At 42.8% G+C, this 25,126-nt stretch carries 27 protein-coding genes; all 27 read right to left on the reverse strand.

The window, feature by feature from the left end; genetic code table 11:
- Nucleotides 1–44 precede the first annotated feature (44 nt).
- Nucleotides 45–1,001, reverse strand: coding sequence for a thiamine pyrophosphate-dependent enzyme (locus PHI47_RS07005; RefSeq protein WP_299935464.1), 957 nt, complete (start codon nt 999–1,001; stop codon nt 45–47).
- Nucleotides 1,002–1,010: 9 nt separating this feature from the next.
- Entirely contained in the window at nt 1,011–2,234 is a 1,224-nt protein-coding gene (locus PHI47_RS07010; protein ID WP_299935466.1) for a 2-oxoacid:ferredoxin oxidoreductase subunit alpha, read from the reverse strand.
- Nucleotides 2,234–2,647, reverse strand: coding sequence for a 4Fe-4S dicluster-binding protein (locus PHI47_RS07015; protein WP_299935771.1), 414 nt, complete (start codon nt 2,645–2,647; stop codon nt 2,234–2,236). Before PHI47_RS07015 ends, PHI47_RS07010 begins: the two co-directional genes overlap by 1 nt.
- Nucleotides 2,648–2,657: 10 nt before the next feature.
- Nucleotides 2,658–3,215 (reverse strand): pyruvate flavodoxin oxidoreductase subunit gamma, encoded by a 558-nt coding sequence (locus PHI47_RS07020; RefSeq protein WP_299935468.1) that lies wholly within the window; start codon nt 3,213–3,215, stop codon nt 2,658–2,660.
- A gap of 124 nt (nt 3,216–3,339) precedes the next feature.
- Nucleotides 3,340–3,984 (reverse strand): HAD family hydrolase, encoded by a 645-nt coding sequence (locus PHI47_RS07025; protein ID WP_299935471.1) that lies wholly within the window; start codon nt 3,982–3,984, stop codon nt 3,340–3,342.
- Nucleotides 3,984–5,483, reverse strand: a complete 1,500-nt coding sequence (locus PHI47_RS07030) for a peptide-binding protein (RefSeq protein WP_299935473.1) — start codon at nt 5,481–5,483, stop codon at nt 3,984–3,986. Before PHI47_RS07030 ends, PHI47_RS07025 begins: the two co-directional genes overlap by 1 nt.
- A complete protein-coding gene (locus PHI47_RS07035) occupies nt 5,480–6,166 on the reverse strand; it encodes a phosphatase PAP2 family protein (RefSeq protein WP_299935474.1) in 687 nt (228 codons plus the stop codon). The genes PHI47_RS07030 and PHI47_RS07035 overlap by 4 nt, the downstream gene beginning before the upstream one ends.
- On the reverse strand, nt 6,153–7,754 hold the full coding sequence (locus PHI47_RS07040; RefSeq protein ID WP_299935477.1) for a phosphoethanolamine--lipid A transferase: 1,602 nt from the start codon (nt 7,752–7,754) through the stop codon (nt 6,153–6,155). The genes PHI47_RS07035 and PHI47_RS07040 overlap by 14 nt, the downstream gene beginning before the upstream one ends.
- 137 nt (nt 7,755–7,891) lie before the next feature.
- Nucleotides 7,892–8,281, reverse strand: coding sequence for a 30S ribosomal protein S9 (rpsI, locus tag PHI47_RS07045; RefSeq protein WP_299935479.1), 390 nt, complete (start codon nt 8,279–8,281; stop codon nt 7,892–7,894).
- Nucleotides 8,282–8,290: 9 nt separating this feature from the next.
- A complete protein-coding gene (gene rplM / locus PHI47_RS07050; RefSeq protein WP_299935481.1) occupies nt 8,291–8,713 on the reverse strand; it encodes a 50S ribosomal protein L13 in 423 nt (140 codons plus the stop codon).
- 81 nt (nt 8,714–8,794) lie between these two features.
- Entirely contained in the window at nt 8,795–11,497 is a 2,703-nt protein-coding gene (locus PHI47_RS07055; RefSeq protein WP_299935483.1) for a RecB-like helicase, read from the reverse strand.
- Nucleotides 11,487–13,829: a PD-(D/E)XK nuclease family protein gene (locus tag PHI47_RS07060; RefSeq protein ID WP_299935485.1), complete on the reverse strand. Its 2,343-nt coding sequence runs from the start codon at nt 13,827–13,829 to the stop codon at nt 11,487–11,489. The genes PHI47_RS07055 and PHI47_RS07060 overlap by 11 nt, the downstream gene beginning before the upstream one ends.
- Before the next feature lie 128 nt (nt 13,830–13,957).
- Nucleotides 13,958–14,464 carry a FixH family protein gene (locus PHI47_RS07065; protein WP_299935487.1) on the reverse strand — a complete coding sequence of 169 codons (507 nt, stop codon included), beginning with the start codon at nt 14,462–14,464 and terminating at the stop codon, nt 13,958–13,960.
- Nucleotides 14,457–15,158, reverse strand: a complete 702-nt coding sequence (locus tag PHI47_RS07070) for a 3-dehydroquinate dehydratase (protein WP_299935489.1) — start codon at nt 15,156–15,158, stop codon at nt 14,457–14,459. Before PHI47_RS07070 ends, PHI47_RS07065 begins: the two co-directional genes overlap by 8 nt.
- 9 nt (nt 15,159–15,167) lie before the next feature.
- Nucleotides 15,168–15,269, reverse strand: a complete 102-nt coding sequence (locus PHI47_RS07075; RefSeq protein WP_299935490.1) for a hypothetical protein — start codon at nt 15,267–15,269, stop codon at nt 15,168–15,170.
- Nucleotides 15,270–15,279: 10 nt separating this feature from the next.
- Nucleotides 15,280–15,486 (reverse strand): DUF4006 family protein, encoded by a 207-nt coding sequence (locus tag PHI47_RS07080; RefSeq protein ID WP_299935491.1) that lies wholly within the window; start codon nt 15,484–15,486, stop codon nt 15,280–15,282.
- 11 nt (nt 15,487–15,497) lie between these two features.
- Nucleotides 15,498–16,427: a c-type cytochrome gene (locus PHI47_RS07085; RefSeq protein ID WP_299935494.1), complete on the reverse strand. Its 930-nt coding sequence runs from the start codon at nt 16,425–16,427 to the stop codon at nt 15,498–15,500.
- Nucleotides 16,428–16,436: 9 nt separating this feature from the next.
- On the reverse strand, nt 16,437–16,640 hold the full coding sequence (locus tag PHI47_RS07090; RefSeq protein WP_299935496.1) for a cytochrome c oxidase, cbb3-type, CcoQ subunit: 204 nt from the start codon (nt 16,638–16,640) through the stop codon (nt 16,437–16,439).
- Between the two features lie 10 nt (nt 16,641–16,650).
- Nucleotides 16,651–17,343, reverse strand: coding sequence for a cytochrome-c oxidase, cbb3-type subunit II (gene ccoO / locus PHI47_RS07095; RefSeq protein ID WP_299935498.1), 693 nt, complete (start codon nt 17,341–17,343; stop codon nt 16,651–16,653).
- Nucleotides 17,344–17,357: 14 nt separating this feature from the next.
- On the reverse strand, nt 17,358–18,839 hold the full coding sequence (ccoN, locus tag PHI47_RS07100; protein WP_299935501.1) for a cytochrome-c oxidase, cbb3-type subunit I: 1,482 nt from the start codon (nt 18,837–18,839) through the stop codon (nt 17,358–17,360).
- Between the two features lie 292 nt (nt 18,840–19,131).
- Nucleotides 19,132–20,259, reverse strand: coding sequence for a glutamine-hydrolyzing carbamoyl-phosphate synthase small subunit (gene carA / locus PHI47_RS07105; protein WP_299935772.1), 1,128 nt, complete (start codon nt 20,257–20,259; stop codon nt 19,132–19,134).
- On the reverse strand, nt 20,259–20,810 hold the full coding sequence (locus PHI47_RS07110) for a DUF507 family protein (RefSeq protein ID WP_299924219.1): 552 nt from the start codon (nt 20,808–20,810) through the stop codon (nt 20,259–20,261). The genes carA and PHI47_RS07110 overlap by 1 nt, the downstream gene beginning before the upstream one ends.
- Before the next feature lie 74 nt (nt 20,811–20,884).
- Complete coding sequence (locus PHI47_RS07115) at nt 20,885–21,409, reverse strand: PDP protein (RefSeq protein ID WP_299935503.1); 525 nt, start codon at nt 21,407–21,409, stop codon at nt 20,885–20,887.
- Nucleotides 21,406–21,828, reverse strand: coding sequence for a flagellar export protein FliJ (locus PHI47_RS07120; RefSeq protein WP_299935506.1), 423 nt, complete (start codon nt 21,826–21,828; stop codon nt 21,406–21,408). Before PHI47_RS07120 ends, PHI47_RS07115 begins: the two co-directional genes overlap by 4 nt.
- Before the next feature lie 20 nt (nt 21,829–21,848).
- Nucleotides 21,849–23,096 carry an adenylosuccinate synthase gene (locus tag PHI47_RS07125; RefSeq protein WP_299935507.1) on the reverse strand — a complete coding sequence of 416 codons (1,248 nt, stop codon included), beginning with the start codon at nt 23,094–23,096 and terminating at the stop codon, nt 21,849–21,851.
- A gap of 17 nt (nt 23,097–23,113) precedes the next feature.
- A complete protein-coding gene (locus PHI47_RS07130; protein ID WP_299935773.1) occupies nt 23,114–23,959 on the reverse strand; it encodes an ATP phosphoribosyltransferase regulatory subunit in 846 nt (281 codons plus the stop codon).
- Between the two features lie 4 nt (nt 23,960–23,963).
- On the reverse strand, nt 23,964–25,067 hold the full coding sequence (locus PHI47_RS07135) for an aminotransferase class V-fold PLP-dependent enzyme (RefSeq protein ID WP_299935510.1): 1,104 nt from the start codon (nt 25,065–25,067) through the stop codon (nt 23,964–23,966).
- Nucleotides 25,068–25,126: the final 59 nt, after the last annotated feature.

The following is a 25,126-nucleotide window of genomic DNA, read 5'->3' on the forward strand; positions in this document are numbered from 1 at the left end:
GGTTGAGAAAAAAGAATAAGGCAAAGAGGGGGAGGAAGTGTTTTTTAAACACTTGCCTCTTCACGACGTTGGAGATAGTCCCATTTGGCATCGACACGTGCTTGCCATTCATCGATAAGGTACTCATTCTGCTTGGTGAAAAGATGTTTAAAACGTCCTTGTGCACCGAGGTAATCACGTACCGGAATAATATTTTTCGGACGATACGTAATGTTTAGTTGTGTTCCATCGATAATTTCATATAACGGGAAAACCAATGAATCGGTTGCCAAATCGGAGATAGAGATCGTATCTTCCGGAGCAAATTTCCACTCAGTTGTACAGGCTGACATCGCATTGATAAACACAGGGCCCTCTGCTGCAAATCCTTTTTGGATTTTAGCTACCATGTCTTTCCATTTGTTCGGAGCGACTTGAGCCACGTACGGCGCACCGTGTGCTGCCATAATCGCCATCATATCTTTTTTATTACGTTTTTCACCGTAACTGATACGTCCTGCAGGAGTAGTCGTCGCTGATGCACCGATCGGAGTCGAACTTGAGCGTTGTCCTCCTGTGTTAGCATAGACTTCATTATCCAAACAAACGTACATCATATTATGTCCGCGCTCAAAACATCCAGAAATCCATTGGAAACCGATATCATAAGTTGCACCGTCTCCGCCGAATGCAACGAATTTAGGAGTACGATCAGGTTGCTTCAAACGCCCTTTTGTTTTCAGTGCTTTGTACATCGCTTCAGCACCTGCTACTGCAGAAGAACCATTTTCAAATCCGATGTGAATCCATGAAGCATCCCATGACGTATACGGATAAACCGCCGTACATACTTCTAAACATCCGGTAGATGCCGCAAGAATCAAATCATCATTCGTAGCATTTAAAACTTCACGAACAATAATCGAATGGGCACAGCCCGGGCAAAGAAGGTTAGCCCCCTCAAAGCGATCTGCCGAAGTAGAAAACTCTTTGAGGTTTTTAATTTTTTTAATTTCTGACATAATTGCCCCTTAGAAAAAAGAGAGTTTCGGTCCGCGAAGACCGATATATTGTTGCAACGGAGTTGTCGGTTTGAGTGCATCCGCATTTGCTTTGAGTTCCGTAAAGATACCTACTAAGTGTGCTTTGGTTAAGTCACGTCCGCCCAACCCGTAAATGTAGTTCGTTAATACCGCTTTAGTCTCAGTGTTGAACAATGAACCTGAGAGTTCATTAAACAATGCACCCATAGCGCCGTGTGGACTTGAACGATCCAATGCACCGATTGCTTTAACATCTTTCAATGCTGCAGCGATTTGTTCAAGCGGCCACGGACGGAATACACGGATACCGATGACACCGGCTTTAATACCGTGTTGTGTACGCATCTCTTCAGCTACTTCACGAGCTGTTTCAACCGATGTTCCCATACAAACAACCGCTACTTCCGCATCGTCCATATTGTACGATTCCACAATATTGTATTTACGCCCTGACAATTTTTCAAAATCATCAAATGCTGCTTGGATTTTTGGTAATACGGCTGTCATCAAAGCATGTTGTTGACGTGCTTTGTGCTCAAAATGCCAATCTTCTTCCGTTTGAACCCCATGAGTTACCGGATGATCCAAATCAAGCATATCGTTCATCGGTTTATAGTCGCCGACAAAGTTGTATGCCACTTCATCGCTCAGAGTATGAACACCTTGAGCCGTGTGTGACGTCATAAATCCGTCTTGGTTAACGATTGCCGGTAAACGGACATCGTGATCTTCGGATACTTTGAAAGCAATAAAATTCAAATCGTATGCTTCTTGCGGAGAATAAGCACCGAATTGAATCCAGCCGCTATCACGCCCCATGTACATATCAGAGTGATCACCGTTAACATTAAGAGGTGCCCCGATAGCACGGTTTACAAGATTGAGAACAATCGGTAAACGCATTCCAGATGCGGAATAAAGCGTTTCCAACATCAATGCAAAGCCTTGTGATGATGTTGCCGTTGCAACACGTCCGCCTGCTGCTGCAGCACCGATACAACATGACATTGCACCGTGCTCGGATTCGGTCATGACAAATTCGCCGTCAACATAACCATTTGCTTTGAAACCTGCATATCCTTCTACGATAGGAGTCGAAGGGGTAATCGGATAAGCCGCTACAACGTCAACTTGTACTTGACGAAGTGCTTGGCTTGCTGCCATATTCCCATCCCAGACTTCAATATCGCGTAGTTCGATTGTATCTGCCATTAGTCTTCCTTCACTTCAGTATCAGCTTTTTTCTCTTTTTTAGGCCATTCGGCAAGTGCGCTCTCTTCGTCTTTTTGTTCCGGGAACATCAAAAGCGATTTTGGGTTCGTCGGACATACTTCGACACAAATCCCGCACCCTTTACAATGATCAAAATCGATTCCGATCATTTTTTTATCACGAGAAATAATCGACATATCCGGACAATATACCCAGCAAAATTGGCAATCAATACAGTAGTCTTTGTTAAACAAAGGCTTTTCAATACGCCAGTCTGCTACGCTCGCAGTAAATGAGCTTGATTGTGAATAAGGGCGATTTTCAGGAAGCGTTGTTGCAATATCACGAACCGCTCCATCAAATGTTCGGAGCATGGCACCGATTTCGAACCCATCCCATCCTTTTTTTTCCATCATGTGCTCCTTACTTCACTTCATCATACGCGCGTTGAATCGCGATCATGTTAGCATCGATAATTTTTTGTGGTAATTTTTTCAATACCCGTATCATGTTCTCTTTGAAAAAGTCCATCTCATACATTCCTGATACTTTCATCAAAGCACCTAACATCGGTGTATTAGGAATCGCTTTCCCGATAGTCTCTTGTGAGATTTTAATACAGTCTACAGTATAAACTTTTTTACCCGAAAGTTTAGGTTGTGAGGCAATTAGCTCTTCAGTACTCATATGTGTTGTAATGATATAGACGGTATTCTCTTTTTCATTTGCTGTAATATCGGCCACGTAAACAAGTGCAGGGTCAATTACCAAAACATAATCTGGAGCCATGAATTTTTCATGGTTCATAATGACTTTATCATCAACACGGTTATAGGCGGTCATCGCAGCTCCACGTTTAGCGGAACCGTAAAATGCAAATGCTTGAACATGCTTACCGGTGGTAGATACTACGTCAGCTAGACCTTTTGCACCTGTTACAGCACCTTGCCCAGCTCGACTATGCCATCGAATTTCTAGCATGAATTCTCCCTCTGACTTAAGTTTTTAAGTTGAATTTTATCAATAGGTGTATTCTATGAAAGTTGCTCTTAAATGTAGCTTTTCACCTGGTACGAGCTTAAGAATCAAAGACAAAGTGTTACTTTCATCCCCTCTGAGCGATGTATCGGACTGCTTCAAAAGCATTGGGTTGTATAATATCTGTTAATGTGACCAATTGTTCTATCTTATCATATCCACTGGTTACTGCGACGCATTTGATTCCTGCACGGTTGGATGCTTCGATATCCAAAAGGGTATCTCCTATCATCCAAACATGCTCTGAAGGGTTGCCCATTTGTTCCAATGCTTTAAAAATCGGTTCAGGATGCGGTTTTGGATTTTCCACATGTTCGCGCCCTATCAACGTCTCAAAATAGTGCATTAACTCAAAATGTTCCATCAATTCACGTGAATAAAGCCCTGTTTTTGTGGTAACAATTCCTAAACGGGCAAACGTTGATGCTTCACGAACGGCTTCCGCCGCACCGGGGAGCAGCACGGTCTTTTGCCGCGCTATTTCACGATAATAAAGCTTATAGGTCGCCACATGAATATCGATGAGTTCAGACTTTACCCCAACCTCTGTGAACATCGTCTCTAGTGTATGTCCGATCTGCGACGTAATCATCTCGTCATTTACCGATGTTTGCATTCCGTGGGTTTTAAGGGTATGATGAAAACTCTCTAAAATTGCTTCGGTAGAGTCGATCAATGTTCCGTCTAAATCAAATAAAATAATTGGCTGCATTATTTTTTCTCCCAATCTATGTAATCTTCCCAAATACCATTAATCGTCGGTTTAATCCCGGAAATATGTCGACTGTAGACATTTATCTCATTAGGAATCACCAAAAACAGATACGGGTTATCCCCGGAAATCTGTGCAAAAATTTGACGTTGCAACACGGCAATCGTCTCCGGGTCGGTTGAACTCTCCATTTTCTCAATCAGTTTATCTGCTTGATGCGAATGATATCCTACCAAATTAAACCCGCCTGGTACATCGCTATCACTATGCCACAATGCATAAGGATCAGGTGTTAAAGAGAGTGACCAGCCAAGAAGAACCGTATCAAATTTACGCGGGGCAACGACCGTATTTAAAAATGCCTGCCACTCCATCACCCGCAATGTCACTTTAACTCCGACATCAAGTAACTGCCGCTGTAAAATCTCCGCTGCATACGGACGGATAGCATTGGAGTTTGATGTAGCGATCTCAAACTCTAACGGGTGTACCGAATCGTATCCTGCCGCTTTTAGAAGTGCTTTTGCTTGAATCAGGTTTTGTTTTGGTGCTTTTATAGAATCATTAAATCCTTTACTTCCGGGCAAAAAAGGACCCGTACACACATGCCCGTGTTTCAAAAATAAAATATCTATTAATTTTTGTCGATCGATGGCAAGCGATAATGCTTGACGAACACGCGCATCTTGGAATTTTTTAAGCCGCAGGTTAAAGCCTAGATACGTGTAACTGTGCGATGGTAATTCCAGCGTTGCAAAATGTTTATGAAAAGCGGTATCAATTTGCCGTTCATATTGCATACTCTCCAAACTGTCAACATCAATCTCCCCCGATTTTAGCATCAGAAAGCGGGTCATTGGGTCACTGATGACATGAAAAACGATTTTATCAATTTTAGGGCGGTGTTCAAAATAAATTGGATTCGCTTCCAAAACAATTTGTTTTGAAAATTCCAGTTTTGTAAGAATATATGGTCCCGTCCCGATCGGGTGAGTATTAAATGCAGATCCCATAATATCACTCTCATGACTGAGAATATGGCGGGGGACAATCCCCATCATCCACACTTCCAGTGCTTTGAAATAGGGTTTTTCATATACTACACGTACCGTATAATCATCTATGACACTGACGTTTTTAATCACCCTGAAATCGGATGCGTAAGGGGTGATCGTTTTAGGTGATTTAATCAGCTCGTACGTAAAAAGGACATCTGCAGCAGTAAAGGGTTTCCCGTCATGCCATTTAACCCCGTGACGAAGTTTAAACTCGATTATCGTCGGAGTGACAAATCTATACGATTCTGCCAAATCACCGATAATTTTTTGACCGGTTTCATCGTATTTAACCAATGCGTTAAACATAAAACCTGCGATAGAGGCACTGGCTGAATCAGTTGCAATCAGTGGGTTAAGGCGTGCAGGATTGGAAGAGGCGCTAAGATGAAGTGTTGAAGCGACCAGCCAGACACTTTGCAAAAGAAGGAGTAAAAACTTCACGTTAAACGTCTCGCTTTCCACCGATCCATTGCATAAACGATTATGGAAATAATCAGCCACGCCATAATCATCGTAATGACTGTATGACTAAGAAAATGATCTCCGATCAGCATTTTATATGACCCCATACTCCAGCCGATTACCATGGCCGATGACATCGCCGCTACTTTTGCTCTGCGAGTATGAAACAGATAAACGAGCGACATCAAAGCAAACCCGCCGCTGGCATGCCCTGCCGGCCAGCATTTTTGTTTCTCTTTTTGACAAAAAGCACTCGGGTATTTTTCCCAGACACAGGTATGGGGGTAAGCTCCGTCAAATATCGCAAGATTTTTAGGGCAAGGTATATTGGTCACCGCTTTCAACGAACCAACAAGGAGAGGAACGGCTATCGAGGATAAAATAACAATGATTAATCCTCTTCTGTACGACTTCATCCATGAGCGATTCCATCCCACGATTAATCCGACTAACAATAAAACGGCGACAATAATAAGCAAACGTTTGATACCGTCGTAAAAAATAAATTTGAGAACCGTGTTATTGGTATCAACAATCCATTGATGGCTCAGGGGATTATAAAAATGTTTTTGTACCCAGACATCGGTTCCGCTCAGACCAAAAAAGAGAATTGCTACGACCAATACAAGGGCGGTCACCCAAATATTTTTAGCGGCCGACATGCAGCAAATCGAGTTCAGGTTTGTAAATAGAAGTATTCACATCCGCAAAACCCAAGAGCGTATGAAACAATGAATCTTGACTCTGCGGTTCTTTAGCAGAGGCTGCTATTTTAATTTTGTCAACATTCAACTGTTTACCGAACCACATCACCGCAGGTACATGTTTTTGTGCTTCAGGCGCAATGCTGTAAGGGAACCCGTGAAGATAAAGGCCTTTCTCACCTAATGATTCGCCATGATCACTAAGATAAAACATTCCCGTTGCAAAACGCTCATCATTTCCTTTGAGCAATCCGATCACTTTGGACAAAAATGTATCCGTATAAAGGATGGTATTGTCATAGGCATTGGTTATCTCATCTTTTGAGCATTGTTCAAGCTGATTAGTCTTACAGACAGGGGTATATTTCTCATACTCTTTAGGATAGCGTTTGTAATACGCCGGCCCATGGTTTCCCATCTGATGCAAGACGATAACGATATCCCCTTTCGGATGGGAGTCAATGTACTCTTGCAATCCGACCAACATCCCCTCGTCACGGCACTCTCCATCAGTGCAGATCGTATTTTTCTCAGACGTTTGATAGTCTTCAAACACCACCCGTTTAGCAACCCCTTTGGAATCGGAGTTGTTTTCACGCCAAAGAATATTGACTCCGGCACGTTTGAGTACGTCCAAAACATTTTCAGTATGCAATGCCTGCTCTTTTTCATAATGTTCTCGCCCAAACGGAGAAAACATACACGGCACCGATACCGCTGTCTCTGTACCGCACGAGGTAAACTGCGTAAAGTTGATAATATCCTCTTTCTTCAGCAACGGCGTCGTATCGCGCGAATACCCGTTAAGACCAAAATGATCCCATCGCACGGCTTCGCCGACAACAAGTATCATCAGTTTTCGAGGCTCTAATGAGGGGGCTATGCGGGCATCTTGGCCGATAGGAGCAATACCGGAATAAGGATGTGAAAATGTCTCGGCGGTATAATGGCCGATCGAATAGAGGTAATAAGCCGGATTAGCATAATAACGCAACGGTTTATGTTCACGGAAAAATGAGGTGTAATATTTGCTAAAGCTAAAAATCACCGCAACCGTAATGACAAGCGCAATCCCGATAACTTTTGCCTTATCCACAAGCGTTGTTTTGAATGTAACGGGGATAATTTTCAGTCGATAGACTGCCAGCGAAGGGATAACTCCCAATACGACAAAATAGAGTACCTGTTTCAAACTCAATAAATCAGCCGATTCTTTGATATTAGTCTCTAAAAGATTTTGGATCATATGATTATCGATAACAACATCATAAGCATCCATAAAATAGGCAACCAAAGAAGATACCAGCAAAATGGTGATCAGTACAGGTTTAAGGGTATACCGCCAACTGAGCAGAGTCAAAACAATTACCGTTGCACACAGAAGTACAATACCCAGTGACAAAACAAAAAGAAAATTTCCGCCTGTTAGCGGATAGACTTCAGCAACATGTTTAAAAAAAGCTCCATTAGCAAAAATAACAAATAATAATGCGACGGCGATCACTGCCGTTCGTGCTCTGATAGGCTTTGAAAAAGAAAATAACACCGAAACTCCGCTTGAATAAAATACGGTATTATAGTCATTAAATACTAATAGGATTGCAATTGATAGTTATAGTGAGGGATGAAAAAGAAATTTAAAGAGGAAAAAGAAAATTCTCCCCGAAAGAGGAGAAACAACGATTAACGTTTTGAGAATTGAGGAGAACGACGTGCTTTACGTTTACCCGGTTTTTTACGCTCAACGATACGAGCATCACGAGTAAGCATTCCGTACGGTTTCAATACAGCACGGAAAGCCGGATCAAACGTACAAAGAGCACGTGAGATACCGTGGCGAAGTGCATCAGATTGTCCTGAGAAACCACCGCCTGTAGTAGATGCAGTGATATCAACCGATGTATCTTGTTTAGTCAACGAAAGCGGTTGAGTAACACGCAATTTCTTTGCTTCAAGACCACCGAGCCATGCATCGAGTGAAAGACCGTTTACAGTGATTTTACCTGTACCCGGAGCAAGCCATACTTTAGCGATCGAAGATTTTCTTCTGCCGGTTGCATACGTTTTTGCCATGGTTTATCCTTACTTAGCGATCTGTGCAGAGTGAGGGTGTTCAGCACCTGCATAGATTTTTAGTTTTTTCAACATCGCACGACCTAATTTTGTTTTAGGAAGCATACCGCGAGCTGCGAGTTTAAAGAGTTTTTCTGGATTAGTAGCCAAAAGCTCTGTCATTTTTACACTTTTAACGCTACCGAAGTAACCGCTGTGAGTGTGGTATTCTTTTGTTGCCAATTTTCCGCCACCGTTAATTACGATTTTAGATGCATTGATAATGATAACAAAGTCACCACAGTCAATATTTGGGGTAAAATAAGGTTTGTCTTTTCCGCGAAGGCGAGCTGCTACATCCGTCATCAAACGACCGAATGTTTTCCCTTCTGCATCGATCAAAACCCATTTACGGTCGATTTGCTCAGGTGAAGCAATTTTAGTAAATTTCATCTTGAGTCTCCTTTTAAAGTCTCTATAAATAGTGGCGAAATTGTACCCTTTTAAACTTATAGTCTGCTGAAATTAAGTTTTTTATAAGCACTTTACCCATTCGACTCTATCTTCCAACAAATAACACAAATACCCCTCTGTTTCCTCACCGGTAGATGAATGGATCGCCTCGCAATAGCGATTGACCTGTTCTCGATGTTTTTGTTCTTCTTCGCGACCGCTTTTGTAATCGATAATGACCCATCCCTTTTCACGTTGTATCAACAAATCAATCACCCCAAGATTTCCTTTGTGGCGTATCATCTGTTCTTTACGCCATATCCCTTGCACAAGGGCTTGGAAGGTCTCATCATGAATCAAAAACTCTGCTCTTTTTGCAATCTCTTCCATTGCTCCTGAATACAACACAGCTCCGTAGCGATTGCGGGTTGATTCCAAAGCCATAGGCAGTGATACCGATGTAAAATCTCCCATCATCTCTAGCGTGTAATGAAGGGCTATACCAAATTGAACCGCCGCATAATCATGTGTTGCTTCTTTGTGAGATCGGAGCGTCTCTTCCTGCGCACCGAATTGTAGTGCTTTAAAATTCAATCTTTTTAAAGGAAGGGCAAGCTCTGTTTTTTGTCTTTTGATTGTTAATATTCCGCGTTCTGAGGCAGTAAGTTCCAAGGGATCAAACCATGAGTTTTTCATTTTTGCAATTACCATCAGCGATTCAACCGCTCTGGTGAGGGCAACATAGAGAGCATTAAGCTGATCTTCATCGGAAGCTCTCTTTTCCGCTTCCAGCGCTTTGGCATAGGCCGGATCGAGGGCTTCGCGCCCTTTGATCCGATAGTGCATCCCCTGTAACTGTGCCCCTTCATAGTCATAAACAATTGCATCATTATGACTTCTGGCGATTCCAAGTCTGTCACAGACTATGACATGTTCGAACTCCAGTCCTTTGGATTTATGAACCGTCATAATCCGAATCCCTTTGAGATCACTTTGGGGCGAGGTGCTCTCTAGTCGGTCAATCTCAAATACCACCTCTTCAATATCGCGGTAACCGCGAAGTGCTTCGATAAACATCAAGGCACTTTTATCGGCAATCCTAAATCTCGTGATAAATGCAATCACCGCTGTAGAGACTTCATCAACACCGGCTTGTTCAATCATCTCACTCTGGATACCAAGTAGTGCAGCACAGTTAGAGCGGTAAATCCCTTCCCCGAAATAGCAATAGCGCAGATATTCGATGATAGCACGAACACTCCGTTGTGCGATAAGACGGGCGGTTGTCTCGGTCACCACGTCATATCCGCGCTCACTCAACACTTCCTCTACCGCACTTCCATCTTTGTTGGTAGCAGTCAAAATAGCAATCTCTTCCGGTACAACCCCTTTACCGATCAGTACTGCAACCCGCTCACATAATGTTTCGAGTAGATCGTCACTGTTTAGAACCTCAACATATCCCCCCGCCGAGCTTTGCGGACTCTGTTGCGGAATATACCCTTTAATCTTCCCCTCGAAAGAACGATTAACGAAATCGACGATCTCGCTTCGGGAACGGTAGTTCACTTTTAGCGGTTCTAAGCGTACATCAAACAACTCTGCCACTTGGTGAAAAAGGGCGCTCACGCCTCCGCGAAAACGGTAGATTGACTGTTTTACATCCCCAACAAAAAAGAAGCTTCCCCCCTCGTTCACCCCAACACCTGATCGGATCTCTTCGATCAGTGGTCGAAGAATATCAAACTGGATCACACTGGTATCTTGAAACTCATCCAGGAGGAGATGTTTGAGACGAGAATCGAGCCTGAAGTAGAGAAATTCACTCTCTAATTTCTCACGTAGCAGCGTATGGACATTAAGAGTGATATCATCGAAACTTAGTTCATTACTCTGTACCGCCATTGATTGACGGCTTTTGATGTAAAGCTTTAATATGGCAAATAACTCTTTAAAATAGAGTACTTCGCGACGGCGCATCTGGGAAGCCACTGCACTTTGAATTTCATGAAGCAATTCATCCATTCGAGGCTCATAGATTTTTTTAAAATCCCAATACTCCATGCTTGGCTTGAGGAGCCATGTTTTCCCCAGAAGTTCCTCGTAGCTCTCAAACTGCATCGTTTTTCGGGCACGATCACTGAGCGGTTTAGAGAGAGCGAGAGTTGAAAGCTCCCCGGCAAGAGACATTGCCAGTCCTATCGTCTCTTCGGGTGCATTGATCCCCTCATAGCTTTGCATATCCAGCTCTTTGTATTTGGAATAAAGGGCGCTAAGGAGTCCAAACAAATCGCTAAGCCGCTTATCGCTCAAAAGAGAAAGATGCACCAGTGCTTCTGAAGCACGGGACACTTCCACTTCATTCAAAAACCGTTCTAAAAGTGCACTCTCATGATGGTTTTGAATCGTTTTAAAGGTCGGCATTATCCCCGCATTGAGGGCAAATTTACGTAAAATCCGCCCGAAAAATTTATCAAGAGTGGAGATTTGAATATCAGAACGGAGAAAGCGTGATAGTACCTTGGGACGCTCCTCTAAAATAGTGGCTTCATCGATCCCGCTGAGCCGTGCGATTTGAGGCAGTTCGCTCCGCGTAGGAAGTTCTTCGAGAGTGAGGATAATCCGCTCCAGCATCTCATTCGCCGCTTTATTGGTAAACGTTAACGCAACAATCGAAGAGGCACTCTCCCCCATAAATAAAAGACTCAAATATCGGACGACGAGGTTAAAGGTTTTGCCGCTCCCCGCACTCGCTTCATAGGCTAAAAACGGTTCAAATTCCACGCATCACCTCCCGATGACAGAGGTAGGTATAGGGACAGTTACGGCATCGGGCCATATCATCACACATCTCCCAGTTCCAGATTTTTTGCGAAGCCATAGTTGCCAAAATCTCTCGCAGTTTGGCGATTTTTGCCTCCAAAAACTGCTCAAACTTGAGTTCCCCTTTCCCCAAATCATAATAACCGCATCGTGCCACTTTCCCCAGCTCCCCTGCGAGAAGAGCATAAACACTCAGCTGATAATCAACATCGCTCTCTTTAGGCTCTTTATCGGTATCGGGATATTTGCCGCTTTTGTAGTCGATTACTTCAAGAAAACCGCCATTTTCATCGATCCGGTCAATCCGGCCATTTAGTTTTATCCCCTCTACTTCGACGCTCACCTCTTTTTCGGTGTAGAGAACCTTTGAGCCTAAAGCGAATCGTGATGCTTCACAAGTATAAAATGGATCTAACTTATCGATCCATAGCCGTTTCATATACCGTTCCAGCGAATCATTCGATTTTTCTTCTTCCCATAAGGTGCAAAGAGTTTCTTTGATCTGTGTTGCAGATGAATATCGCTCTTGTAGTTTATACACCTTCTCCAATGCACTGTGGAGCTCATTACCGATGTCTCTCTCCTGAGACAGATCACGAGGCAGTTCATGATCACGTATACGTTCTAAATAGCGATAATAAAAGGCTCTTTTGCAGCTCAAAAAAGTTTTAATCCCGCTCGCTGAGAGCGGCTGAGCCGTAAAATCGTATTCACTCTCATACGTTTGAACCTGCCGTTCGTTAAAACTAGGTAGAGGAAACAAAATCTCTTCATAGCGGTATGCGGCCGGTATACTCTTAATTCCTAGCTGCAGTAAAAACCGTGACGGTACCGACTCGGCATTTTGGACGCACCCGATAGCCACCTTTTTGGCTCGATTAAAAAGCATTGAGTAATAGTGCTTCTGGAGCGATTCACGATCATGTGCACTAGGCAATCCCGCATATTCGCGTGTTTTAGTATTTAGAAAAAGGTCTTTTTCGCTCTTATGCGGGACATATCCTTCATTAAAATCAATAATCACAACACCATCAAATGCTACCCCCCGTGTTTCTAGCAATCCCATAACAGTGATCTTGCCTCCTCGTGTATCATCAATACTTTGCTGGCGTAAACGGTTCATAAAAATTCGAAATACCGCTCGAAAATCCATCTGTTCCAACGCATGTGACAGATGACTAAATCGATGCAATTCATCGCGTATCATTTCAATCGACGTTTCATCCGCATCTTCCATTAATGCAATCAATTCTTCTAGTTGTGAAAACTGAAATTTTTGAGGATAACGGGATTTAAACCAGTCAATTGTGGAAGCTTTGACGTTTCGGATACGTTCACGGTTGAGAACACTCGCTTCATCTAAAAAGAGAGTAATACTCTCTAACTCCCGGTAGAGTACGCTATTGCTAAAAGACGTCCCCATCGCAAAGTTGAAATTTCCCTCAGTATCGAATTCTTTGAGCATCAATGCCGCATCTTCATCAGGTAGGACTACCGCAATTCTCTCCGGTGCTATCCCCTCTTCCACGAACGCTTCGACTGAAGCTTTGATAAATCCGATTTGGGAGAGACGGGTATGAAACACTTCACACGTTACCAAGCGGTTAATTCGAAGTGGCATATCAGCAATGATTCGTATATCACGCAGCGATAATCGATACGCATTCCCCTCACTCAGCTCAAAACCAATCTCTTCTAAGCGTGCCGTCATTTTACGGTTGTATACCGTCGTATTGTAGTGCAAAATAACCTCTAAGTGCTTTGCACACTCCCTAAGAAGTGCAATCTCATAACGGCTCAAATACCCCTCTACAATAATTGTTATCGTTTCATAGTTTCGCAAAAAATCGTGCTGGATAGTTGTATGTTCAGAGTTGAATATCCTATCCGACCACCCCTTGCTGACACATATCTCTCCATAGCGCTCACGAAGTCGCATAAGGATCGCTATATGCTCCTCATACTCGCCGTAGACATCAACTGCTTGGAGGGTTGCGATGGGTACTTGTTCAGAAGAAAGCTCTTCAAAAAAACGGAATAGATACTCTGAATTTTGGATGAAACTGAAAAAGTTTCGCTCGATGTTGAGTGCGGCAAACCCCGAAAAATCAGACGCCTCGTGCATTGCCAAAAGACGTAAATCCTCATCAGGAACGATTTTTCCTATGGCTACGTACGCACGTGATAGAAACTCACCCATTGTTATCATATGAGGAAGAAAGCTCTCTATCGATTCTGCCACAGTTTCACGAATACAACGAGAAGTTGGATAAACAATACACTCTTTATTCATCCAGCATTCCTATTGTTTTTTTAATCGTAACAGATTGTGTCTTGAATCTAAAAATATATGTCATTATGGAGGATATTGTAGTCAATTTCCCCTAAAGGGGAAGAAGTTAATTCGGGAAAAAAAGAAAATTAAAATTCGAGGGTATCCGGATTACGAGTATCGGCTTTGAGGTTGAAGAAGCGTTTGTCACTACCAACAGTGACTTTTGTCAGAATATCCCAACGCCCTACTTTTGGAAGATCTACCGGATTAAAGGTGTACTTCCCCTCACTTATAGACGGGTTAGTGAGATTAACATCAAATTTATTGAGATCAGGACGAGTAAGAACTGCTTCAATTTTTGCATTATTGACCGCATTACCCGATTTATCGGTTATCTTATATTCAATAACCGTCCCTTTCTCCAAAATCTGCGGAGTCAAGAATACAATTGAGTATTTTTTATCAAATGCGATTTTAGCTTCAATAATATCATTCACGCCATGATCATAATCATGATAACTAAGCATTTCATAATTTGACATCTCGACCGGATGGCTGGAAGCAATTTTAATAGTAACCACTGACATTCCAATTACGCCTGCAATCGACAATGCAATAATAATAGGCCATTTTGTACCGGGATTTTTAAACATTATCACCTTTCTTGCGACGAAAAAAACGTCCATATACATATCGTGAAAGACCGTATAGAATGATACCGTAAAAAACAATCCGTAAAATATCGATAAAGTTTTTACTTCCGTTTCCGGCAGATGAGCTTAATGTTACCCCCTGCGCTGCCGCAATCTGATCCGCAGTATCACTATACCCGTTATACATTGCAACCGAATATTTTTGTACTGTTTCACCACCTTTGGTTTTTTCGGCCAAAATAGGCAAAATTGTCCCGCCACGGTTAACAATAAGCTCTTTGGCTTCATCATAACTGCGTGCAAACATGATTGCACTCACCACCGAACCGATAAAAGTTGCATTGGGACTGAGAATTTGTGCTTTGTTAAAATGTTCGTATAAAGAGACGGGACGAGCTAAAATATCAACCTGCTGTTTCAGCTCTATAAATGTCATAATAACGGCTGGTTCTCCAACCTCAGAGACTAATTGCTTCTCAAAATCAGCAATGCTTTGATTCTCTTCAACGTCCCGCGCCATAACCAAATAGAGTGAAACACCCGTTTTAGCTTTTAGCTCAGTGCCGATCGCATTGATTTGTTCCGCAAATTTAGGATTATTGACAACATCGTCTTTATATAAATATTCCGCATTCAGTGAGAAAGAAAAAAGGGTTAAGAAGGTGAGGGCCGCCAGCCCTCGCGAGAGTAACAAACGCTACCCTTACCCGATGAAAAGATGGTTAGGTGTAACAACTGCCCACAATGTGACAGCTGCTGAAATCACCAACGCAATAGTGATGAGTTTATCCATGATACTTGCCATACTAAACTCCTTATTTTACATCGATCTTATGAGTAGCGTTTTCAGTGCTAATCATTTTGATCTCTTTTTCGTTTTGAATTTGGTAAAAGTTAGCTGCACTGCCTTGTTGTACACCCAATCCCCACACGGTCAAACCGACAAGGATAGAGAGGAGCAACACGGTTGCGATTAACATACCAGTGATACCGTCCAATGTAAAAATACCACGATTTTCCATTATGACTCTCCTTATTTGCTAAGGCCGGTGACATAGGCACCAAGCGCTTTAACTTGAACTTCAGTCAAGTTGTTGAATGCCGGCATTTGACCGATTGAACCTTTTTTACCGTGTTTCAATACATTCGCTACAAGCGTAGGATTGAATTCAGCGATATTAGGAGCAACCATATCCATACCTTTACCGTCAGGTCCGTGACATGCAGCACATGTACCAGCGAATACATCAGCACCTGCAGTGCCTTTCATTCCGCCAGCCACATATTTAGCTACCGCATCGATTTCTGCATCAGTAACTAATGCACCGGTATTAGCATTCATCAAACCATTACGATCCGGCATCGGCATTTCCATACCGAGAAGTTGGTTGTTAGAGCCGTTTTGAACCACGTGCTTGATTGACGCCTCAGCAATACGGTGATTCAAATCTGCCGCTTTGCCGTCCATACCATCAGCCTGAAGACCGTGACACGGTGCACATTGTACGATAAAGATTGACCCGCCCATCTCTTTAAGAGTAGCATCGTCCATATTCGCGTATTGTGCTTCGAATTTTGCATCGTGAGCTGCAACTTCTTCATTGTACTCACCAATTTGTGAATACGCATTAACCGGATATCCTGCAAGAAAATACCAAATCGCCCAAATAGTCATACCAAGAAAAATAACCGCCCATCCAAAAGGAAGTTCGTTTTTATATTCTCCAATTCCGTCCCAATTCTCATCTGCAAGTTTACCGCTTGCACGGTCAAATTGCATTTGTCTAACGTATTTGGTAACGACAAACGCCGTTACGATTACGAGGACAACTGCACCGACAACAGCGAGTTTATTAACCCAGTCACCTTCTCCGCCCATACCGCCGGCTGAACCGACAGCGACATAGGTGAAGCCAAGCATTGCAATTACAACTATGATAGCAGCAAGTACTGTCTTATTCATTTATGCCTCCTACTTTTTATCATCATTCTGAGAGACGTGTTCGATCGGTTGATCGGTTATCTCGTCATGTAGCGCGATATCACCGTACTTTTCATAATCGCGCTTCCCTTTCCACTGTGAGCTGTACAAATGATAGATGTACGCATACAGTACTACCACCATAAAGGCGGTAAAGAAAAAGTAAGCATAAGCTTGAAAGGTACTAATATCCACGCACTCTTCCTTATTTCAAGCTGTTAAGGTACGCAATAAGCGCAACGATTTCAGGGATTTTGCCCGCTGCTACCGCATCTTTAACATCTTGATCTTTCATGTCTGCTACAATCACTTTTGCCTCTTCGAGAGCATCCGTATGTGCTTCATCCAATGTTGCTGCCATTTTAACTGTGGCTTTTGAGCCGTCAGCCATAGGAAGTTCAGTGTTATAAGGTGTTTTGAACACTTTATTAACAGTTAGCATCTCTGCATATGCAGTATCGATATCCGCTGTATTTTTAAACATCCATGTATACGCCGGCATAATTGAACCTGGAACAACTGCTGCAGGATCTTTCATGTGGTTTTCATGCCAGTCGGTTGTACGATAGTTTCCTACACGCATCAAATCCGGACCAGTACGTTTTGAACCCCAAAGGAACGGACGATCATACGCATATTCACCACTCAAGCTGTAGTGACCGTAACGGTCAGTTTCAGATTTGAACGGACGAACCAATTGTGAGTGACACGCATTACAGCTATTTTTGATGTATACGTGACGACCAGCCAATTCAAGTGTGCTGTAAGGTTTCGTACCGATGACCGGACGAGACGCTTCCGCAAAGTTTGGCAAAATTTCAATAAGACCTGCAAACGCGATTGTTAAGAACACCGCTACCGCGAAAAAGAACGGGTGTTTTTCTAACCAGTGAAACATTTTTCCCCTCCTTATTATGCGCCCATAGGCGATGCGTTTTGAAGTTCACTCTCTTCAACACGGCGAGAGCTTGTCATTGTTTTATACATATTGAATGCAAACAAGAACATACCTACTAGATATAATGTACCACCAACTGCACGGATTGTGAAATATGGGTGTAATACGGCAACTGTATCGATGAATGAGTAAGCAAGGTTACCGAATTCATCGTGCGCACGCCACATCATACCTTGTGTAATACCTGCAATCCACATAGAAGTGAAATACAATACAACACCAAGAGTTTGGATCCAGAATTGTGTGTTCATCAATGATTTAGAATAAATCTCACGTTTGAATACACGAGGAGCCATGTGGAAAAGTGCTGCCATAATCATGAACGCAACCCAACCAAGAACACCATCATGTACGTGACCGACGATCCAGTCTGTAAAGTGAGCCAAAGCATTAACTGATTTGATCGCTTGGATCGGACCTTCAAGTGTAGAGAACATATAGAATGTAGACGCAAGGATCATAAATTTGATCAATGGGCTAGATGCTACTTGTTGCCATTCACCCTTCATTGTAAGGAGCATATTGATCGCAGAACCCCATGATGGGAGAATCAATACAACTGAGAAAACAGAACCCATTGTTTGCATCCAGTCAGGAACAGTCGAGAACAACAAGTGGTGTCCGCCGGCCCAAAGGTAAACAAACATCAATCCCCAGAACGCAAGAAGAGACAATTTATATGAATAAACCGCTTGACCAGACTCTTTTGGAAGGAAGTAATAGATCATCGCAACGATAGGTACTGTGAATCCGAACGCAACCGCGTTGTGTCCATACCACCATTGTACCAACGCATCATTTGTACCTGAGTACATTGAAACAGAGTGATACCATGAACCAATTCCGCCTGATGCGAAATACGTTGGAATTTCCATATTGTTGAAAAGATACAACATAGCGATACCCAAGAAAGTAGCGATGTAATACCAAATAGAGATATACAATGATTTTTCACGGCGAATACCGATCAAACCAAAAATAGACATACCCCAGATAACCCAAACTAAAACAACCGCGATATCGATCGGCCATTCAAATTCAGCATACTCTTTTGATGTAGTGATACCCATCAATAGTGAACCAACAACTGCAACAACGACCAATAGGTAAAGGGCAAAATGCAATTTACCAAGGAACATCAAGAATTTTGATTCCGCCATTGATACTTTTAGAACACGTTGGCCAACATAGTACCAAGTAGCCCAAATACCACTAAGGGTAAATCCAAAAATTACTGCATCGGTGTGCAACGGGCGTAGACGGCTGAAGTTTGTATATTCTGCCAATCCTGATCCCGCGATAGTATTGACAGCAGGAAATGCCATTTCCCAAGCCAAAATAACGCCGACAAGCATCCCGACGATTCCGAGTAACACAGTTGTAAGCATAAACATCTTCGCAACCGTGTAATCATACTCCAATGGACGATTCTCCATTTACGACCTCCTTAAAGATTCAAAGCATAAGAGCCTATTAGGGCACCTCTGACTTCGCAACAAAATATGTGAAATCAAAGATGCCCTTAACACTTTTGTAACAAAAGTAGGCTATTAAACGCTCTAATGATAGCAACCGGAGTATTTAAGGAATCTTAAATTATTAAATGTTCTTAACACTTTTGTAACAAAGTGATTATTTTAAGCTAATTTACAGATTTGAGTGAAAAAAAGTAACACACATCGATAATTTTATCGTCAAAAAAGGGATTTTTATTCCCCGAAGGGGAGATTAGCGCTGAAGGAGTTGAAGAAATTCACTGAATATGTAGCGACTCTCTTTTGGGCCGGGGCTTGATTCAGGATGATGCTGAACAGAAAAGACATGCCCACTGTGATAGCGCAGCCCTTCGATCGTATTATCAAATAGATTTACATGCGTTACTTCGGCAATATCACGTACTGATTCAGGAACATTATAATTATGATTTTGAGCCGTAATCTCTACCATCCCTGTTTGAACATTTTTGACCGGGTGATTTCCACCGTGATGACCGAATTTAAGTTTATGGGTATCGTACCCGTGCGCTATACTTAAAAGCTGGTGCCCCAAGCAAATTCCAAATAACGGTATTTTGCGTGCAATGAGCTTTTTGATCTCATCTTGCTCTCGCTTTAGGACCAATGGATCTCCCGGACCGTTTGATAAGAAAACACCGTCAATATCTTTAGAGTCATAACGTGCAATCAACTCATCCGCACTAAATGAGTTCGGAAGTACTTCTACTTCCAATCCAGCTTCGGTCAACTCATTTAGAATATTGCGTTTAACTCCAAAATCGATTGCGGCGATTTTAGCTTTAGGTGTCGGAGCATCGTTATATCGGAAGCTAAACGGATCGTAGATACCGTTACGATGAACGTATGATGTTTTAGTGCTTACTTCTTCAATGTAGTTGATCTCTTCGATACGCGGTGAACTCTCAAGAAGTTTTTTGAGTTCCTCTTTATCACTCACTTTTGTCGATGCGATCATCATCATTGCACCTTCAGTGCGAAGCATTTTAGTGATATAGCGGGTATCGATGTCACAAATTCCGATAATTCCGTGTTTTTCTAAAAAAGTATGCAATGCTTCTTGTCCACGAAAGTTTGAATAATGAGTTTGGTATTGACGAACAAGGATACCCTTGCAGTGCGCTTTGGAACTCTCCATGTCTTCATCATTGACACCGACATTACCGATCTCAGGCATAGTAAACGTTACGAATTGCCCTGCATACGAAGGATCGGTAATAATCTCTTGATACCCGCTCATTGAGGTATTAAAAACGATTTCGCCTACGGCTGTCGTATCAGCACCAAAGCTTTTGGCACTTAGATACATCCCATTTTCGAGATAAATCCAAACATCACGCATCATGCCATCCCCCGTCTAACCAATTCATCTTTATAGAGTTTTTCATACACGATCTCATATTCATCGGTTCCGGGAATAAGATCACGTTTATAGCTTTTAAGTTTTTGATATACCGCACTCTCAATCTCGCTCGAATCGGCGATAGAACCGGTTATCGCATCATAAATAATATTTTTGATACGATTTTCACTGACATCGTAGTTAATCAAATCTTCTTCGTATAATTCATTAAGTATCTGATGTGCAATATCTGAATAACGGTCTTCATACGAAAGTACAACACCGAATTCCGGTGCTAATTTCTTTTTGATCATAAAAAAGAGTTGTCGCTCATCCGCAAGATAAAAATCGATCTGCTCTTCATTTGCATTAACGATCTCTTTGACTTTTTCTTCCAAAGCGATCTCTTTTTTAATGTTGGCAGCCAACACTTTTTCAGCCTCTTTAGCGGTACTTTCAAGCCCTTTGGTCATAGTAACCAAACCGCTGCGGCTAAGATCGACGGCGATTCGCGTCGCGATATGGGGTACGTGTGTCAGTGAAACCTTCATTGCCAGCCCTGGAGTGAAATTTTTTGCATTTTACTCTAAAAGACCTCTTAAATCGCTTAGAGCAATCAAGAATGCTATTTTATAGGTTCGGGTACTTTTCGTAGTTTAGTAGTTATTTCGGACCCTTTTTTCGGCTCCATCTTTGCCAATATTTGCCCTACTCCCTTGCTATTCAAGGTAGTCAATATGGCTGCCGCTTCATCGGCTGACATTTCCGAGAGTATCAATGCCGCCGCTGAGGGTTTCATTTTGCCATACGCCTGAGAAACTTTATCAGCTTTAAGCTGCTTCATTTCATCCAGCACTTTTTTGTTCTCATCCAACATCTTTTTAATGGATGCCTCTTTTGCTTTAATCTCATTCAGTTTTTGATCTACTTTGGTGTCTTTGCCTTGAAGCAATGCCTCTTTTTTACGTAAAAGATCTTCAGTAGCACGTTTCAAAGTATCTAGAGACTGTCGCTGCTCATCCAATCGTTCCAACTGTACCAAAAGTTCATTTTTGCGATCTTCAAAAATCTTGGTACATTCATACGATTTGGTGGCTTGTGCCCCTTGCAACCAAACAATCCCCAACACCAACACCCATATAATTTTCATAGTATCTCTCTTTTATAAATCATTGTTCCTATTTCATCAAGCATTTTTGCCTCTTGATTCTTCAGTGCTTTTATTTGCGCATTCATCTCTTGAACTTCCAAATATTTGAACTTCTCATAATCTATCATGGCTTGTTTAAAATGTTCCCGCATCTGTACCTGTTTGAGCTGCGCAGCCTGTAATGTATGTTGACACTGTTCAATACTGAGGTGCTGTGCTTGAATTAAGGCAGTTACTTGTGAAAATTCACGCACCGAACCATGTGTCGGAAGAGTCATGTGTGAGAGATATTCATACGCACTATTGAGTTTATCGGATGCAGAGGAGAGGGCATTATTGGCACCGATAAGGGCACGTTCGGCATTGTCCAAACTCTTTTTTTTGAGTTTAACCAAAGGCTCGTAACGCGATTTTCCCATAACGGCTCCTTAATTAATGATTACAAGGTAATTGTATCGTTTCGATCCGGTGATGTTGAAATCATACCTATTTTCGTTTGAGTCAACTCTTCGATAGCACGAAGGTACTCTTGTGCCGTTACCGGAAGATCTTCAAAACGACGAACACCCTCGGTTTTATCCCATCCCGGGAATGATTTGTAAACCGGTTTGACATTGTCCAAATCAAGTGGTAAATAGTCGATTACTTCACCGTTGACTTCGTATCCGACACAGACTAAAACTTCATCAAAACCGTCCAGGACGTCAAGTTTCATAATGGAAAGATCATCACAGCCGTTCAAACGGCTTGCATAACGGCATGCTACGGCATCAAACCAACCGCATCGTCGAGGACGTCCGGTTGTTGTACCAAATTCATGTCCTTGTTTACGAAGGCGCTCACCGATCTCACCGTGATCTTCTGTCGGGAAAGGACCGTTTCCGACACGGGTACAATACGCTTTAACGATACCGGTCACTTTGCCGATATCTTTCGGATTAACCCCAAGACCCGTACACGCACCGGCTGAAATCGTCGATGAGCTGGTTACAAACGGATAAGTTCCGTGGTCGATATCAAGCATCGTCCCCTGAGCCCCTTCAAGGAGGATTTTTTTGTCTTCATCCATGAGTTTCCATGCCATTTGGGTCGTATTGGCTAAAAACGGCACCAATTTTTCGGCATAACCGTTTAACTCAAGCAACAACTCTTCACGTGTCGGCAATGCAATTTCCAATGCTTCAAAAATTGCTTTATTCTGAGCAAAATACTCCATTACACGATTTGTCAACGTTTCAACATCGCGAAGTTCTCCGAGGCGGAAGCCCGCACGGGCGATTTTTTCGCTATACGCTGGCCCGATACCGCGTCCGGTCGTTCCGATCGCTTTTTCACCGCGCAGTTTCTCTTTGGCCTGATCGATCAAAGTATGAAATGTCAAAATCATATGTGCCGATTCAGAGACAAACAATCGTCCAAGCAAGTTATCAAATTGTTTCATCTCTTTGATCAATGCTTCAGGAGAAACAACGACACCGTTACCGATAATATTGATCGCTTTTGGATTCAAAATCCCTGATGGGATCAGATGAAGTGCATGGGTTTTACCGTCAACAACGATCGTATGACCGGCATTATGTCCCCCTTGATAACGAGCGACACAATCGTATTTTTGCGCGAGCAAATCGACAATTTTCCCTTTTCCTTCGTCACCCCACTGGATACCGACAATCAAATCTGCTTTCATAAATAATCCTACTTTAGTTATTGGTGTAATGCGTCAATTAACGCATCGGTGTAAATTGCGAATCCGACCGAAACGGTTTCATCACTTTTGTAGCGTCCGCCCATAGCATAGACTTCATTGTTCTCGATGACACGGAAAAAAAGTTCATCATAATAGAGCATTTTAGCGTAATAAAGGGGAGCGATAACCACATTAGGATATTCCAATCCTTCACAAAGCTCTTTGATTTTAAAAAGCTCAGGTTTGATCGCATCAGGAACAATCTCAACTACCGTATCGATCTCACTTGCATGCTGCATATAAACCAAACGGGTTAACCAATCGATTTTCAAGGATAACATTTTCTCGATGTTCACATGACGAAAATCGTCCAAATTCAGATCCAGTGTCTCACTGAGAATTCGAGGAATATTGATGTTTGAAATTTGCAATAATGGCTTCATCTCCAACACATTTAATATCCGTGTTGCTTGGGTAAGAGCTACCGAGAGATTTGGTTCATCGATGATCTCCACACCGATTTGATATTGTTCATCAGCAGGATAACGGTATACCGGTTGAATATAAAACCATTTTTTGTGCTCGGTATTTCCGCCAAGACGTTTATTGAGTATGCGTACCACATCGATCGTTGAATCGGCACGGAGACTCATCGAATGATTTTTACTGTCACCAAAACGGATCAATTCCCATTCATCAGAGACACTTTGGTGTTGATGATAGGAAAAAAGCGGTGTTAATATCTCTTCAAATCCGGCATCGCTCAACAGTGTGCTTGCTTTGGTTTCGATGATTCGCTTTGTCTTTGCCGTTGCGGCAAAGTACAGCTTTGAGCCCTCAGGAATTTCGTGTTCAAATACCATAATATTAAAGACCAAAGTAGACGGTGTTAAACACGCGGTTAGCGGTTCCGTCATAGGTGCGGCGTCCCATTTTATCGAGAGCCAATTCCACCGCGTTAGCCGCCCAACACGCTTCATACGGAGCGATCAGACCCATGTGGTTGATACGGAAAATGGAGTCTTTGATATGGTCTTGTCCGCCGGCGACGTTTACATCGAACGCTTTGAGGGTTGAGCGGATTTTTTTCGCTTCCGCGTCCCCTACCGTCGTCATCGAATCAGCCGGATTGATTGGATAGATACTCAAACCGATCGCTTTCATCGCTTCGCGGGTGGCACGCGCACGGCGCGCCGTATCGGCGTAGAGTTTATCCAAACCGCCTTCGGCTTTGATGCGGTTCAAAATAGACTCCAAACCGATAGTAATCGTCGTTGCCGCCGTCCATGCCGTCGTATTCTTGCGCTGGTTTTTGATCTCGGTAGCGAGGTTAAAGTAATACCCTTTGCCGCTTCCGATTTTTTCGATCGCTGCAGTGGATAAACCCATGATCGCGAGTCCCGGAGGGAGCATCAACGCTTTTTGGCTTCCTGAAATCAAACAGTCGATATTGCTCACGTCGATTTTCTCAACGCCCACCGCTGTGATACCGTCCGCAATTACCATGATGGCTGGGTTGTGCGCTTTTACCGCACTCGCGATTGCTTCAACATTGTGACGAAGACCGCCCGCACTTTCACAGATTTGAATGGCGATTGCATCGATATCAGGGTTTGCGTTCAATGCCGCTTGGACTTCCTCAACGGTAGCCGGAGTGTCCCATTCGTGTTTGATCTCGACGTTTGCGATCCCGTGAGCCACAGCAATTTTGCCGAAACGCTCACCGAATTTTCCCGAATTGATCGAGAGAAGTTTGGAGTGGGTGAGATTAATAACCGCCCCCTCCATTGCTCCGGTACCCGATGAAGCGAGCATTAATACTTCATCCATCCCTAAAAGTTCAAACAGCAATGCGCGGGTTCGCTCAAAAATTGCCTCAAATTCGGGAGTTCGGTGATGTAGCGTTTCACCTGCCATGGCGATTCGTACCGACTCAGGTACAGGGGTAGGTCCGGGAGTAAAAAGTAGCATTAAAAAATTCCTTGATGGAAAGTGTCACAAATCCGCGAATTTTATCCTATGTGAGGTTA

Source organism: Sulfuricurvum sp., assembly GCF_028713855.1.
Taxonomy (GTDB): domain Bacteria; phylum Campylobacterota; class Campylobacteria; order Campylobacterales; family Sulfurimonadaceae; genus Sulfuricurvum.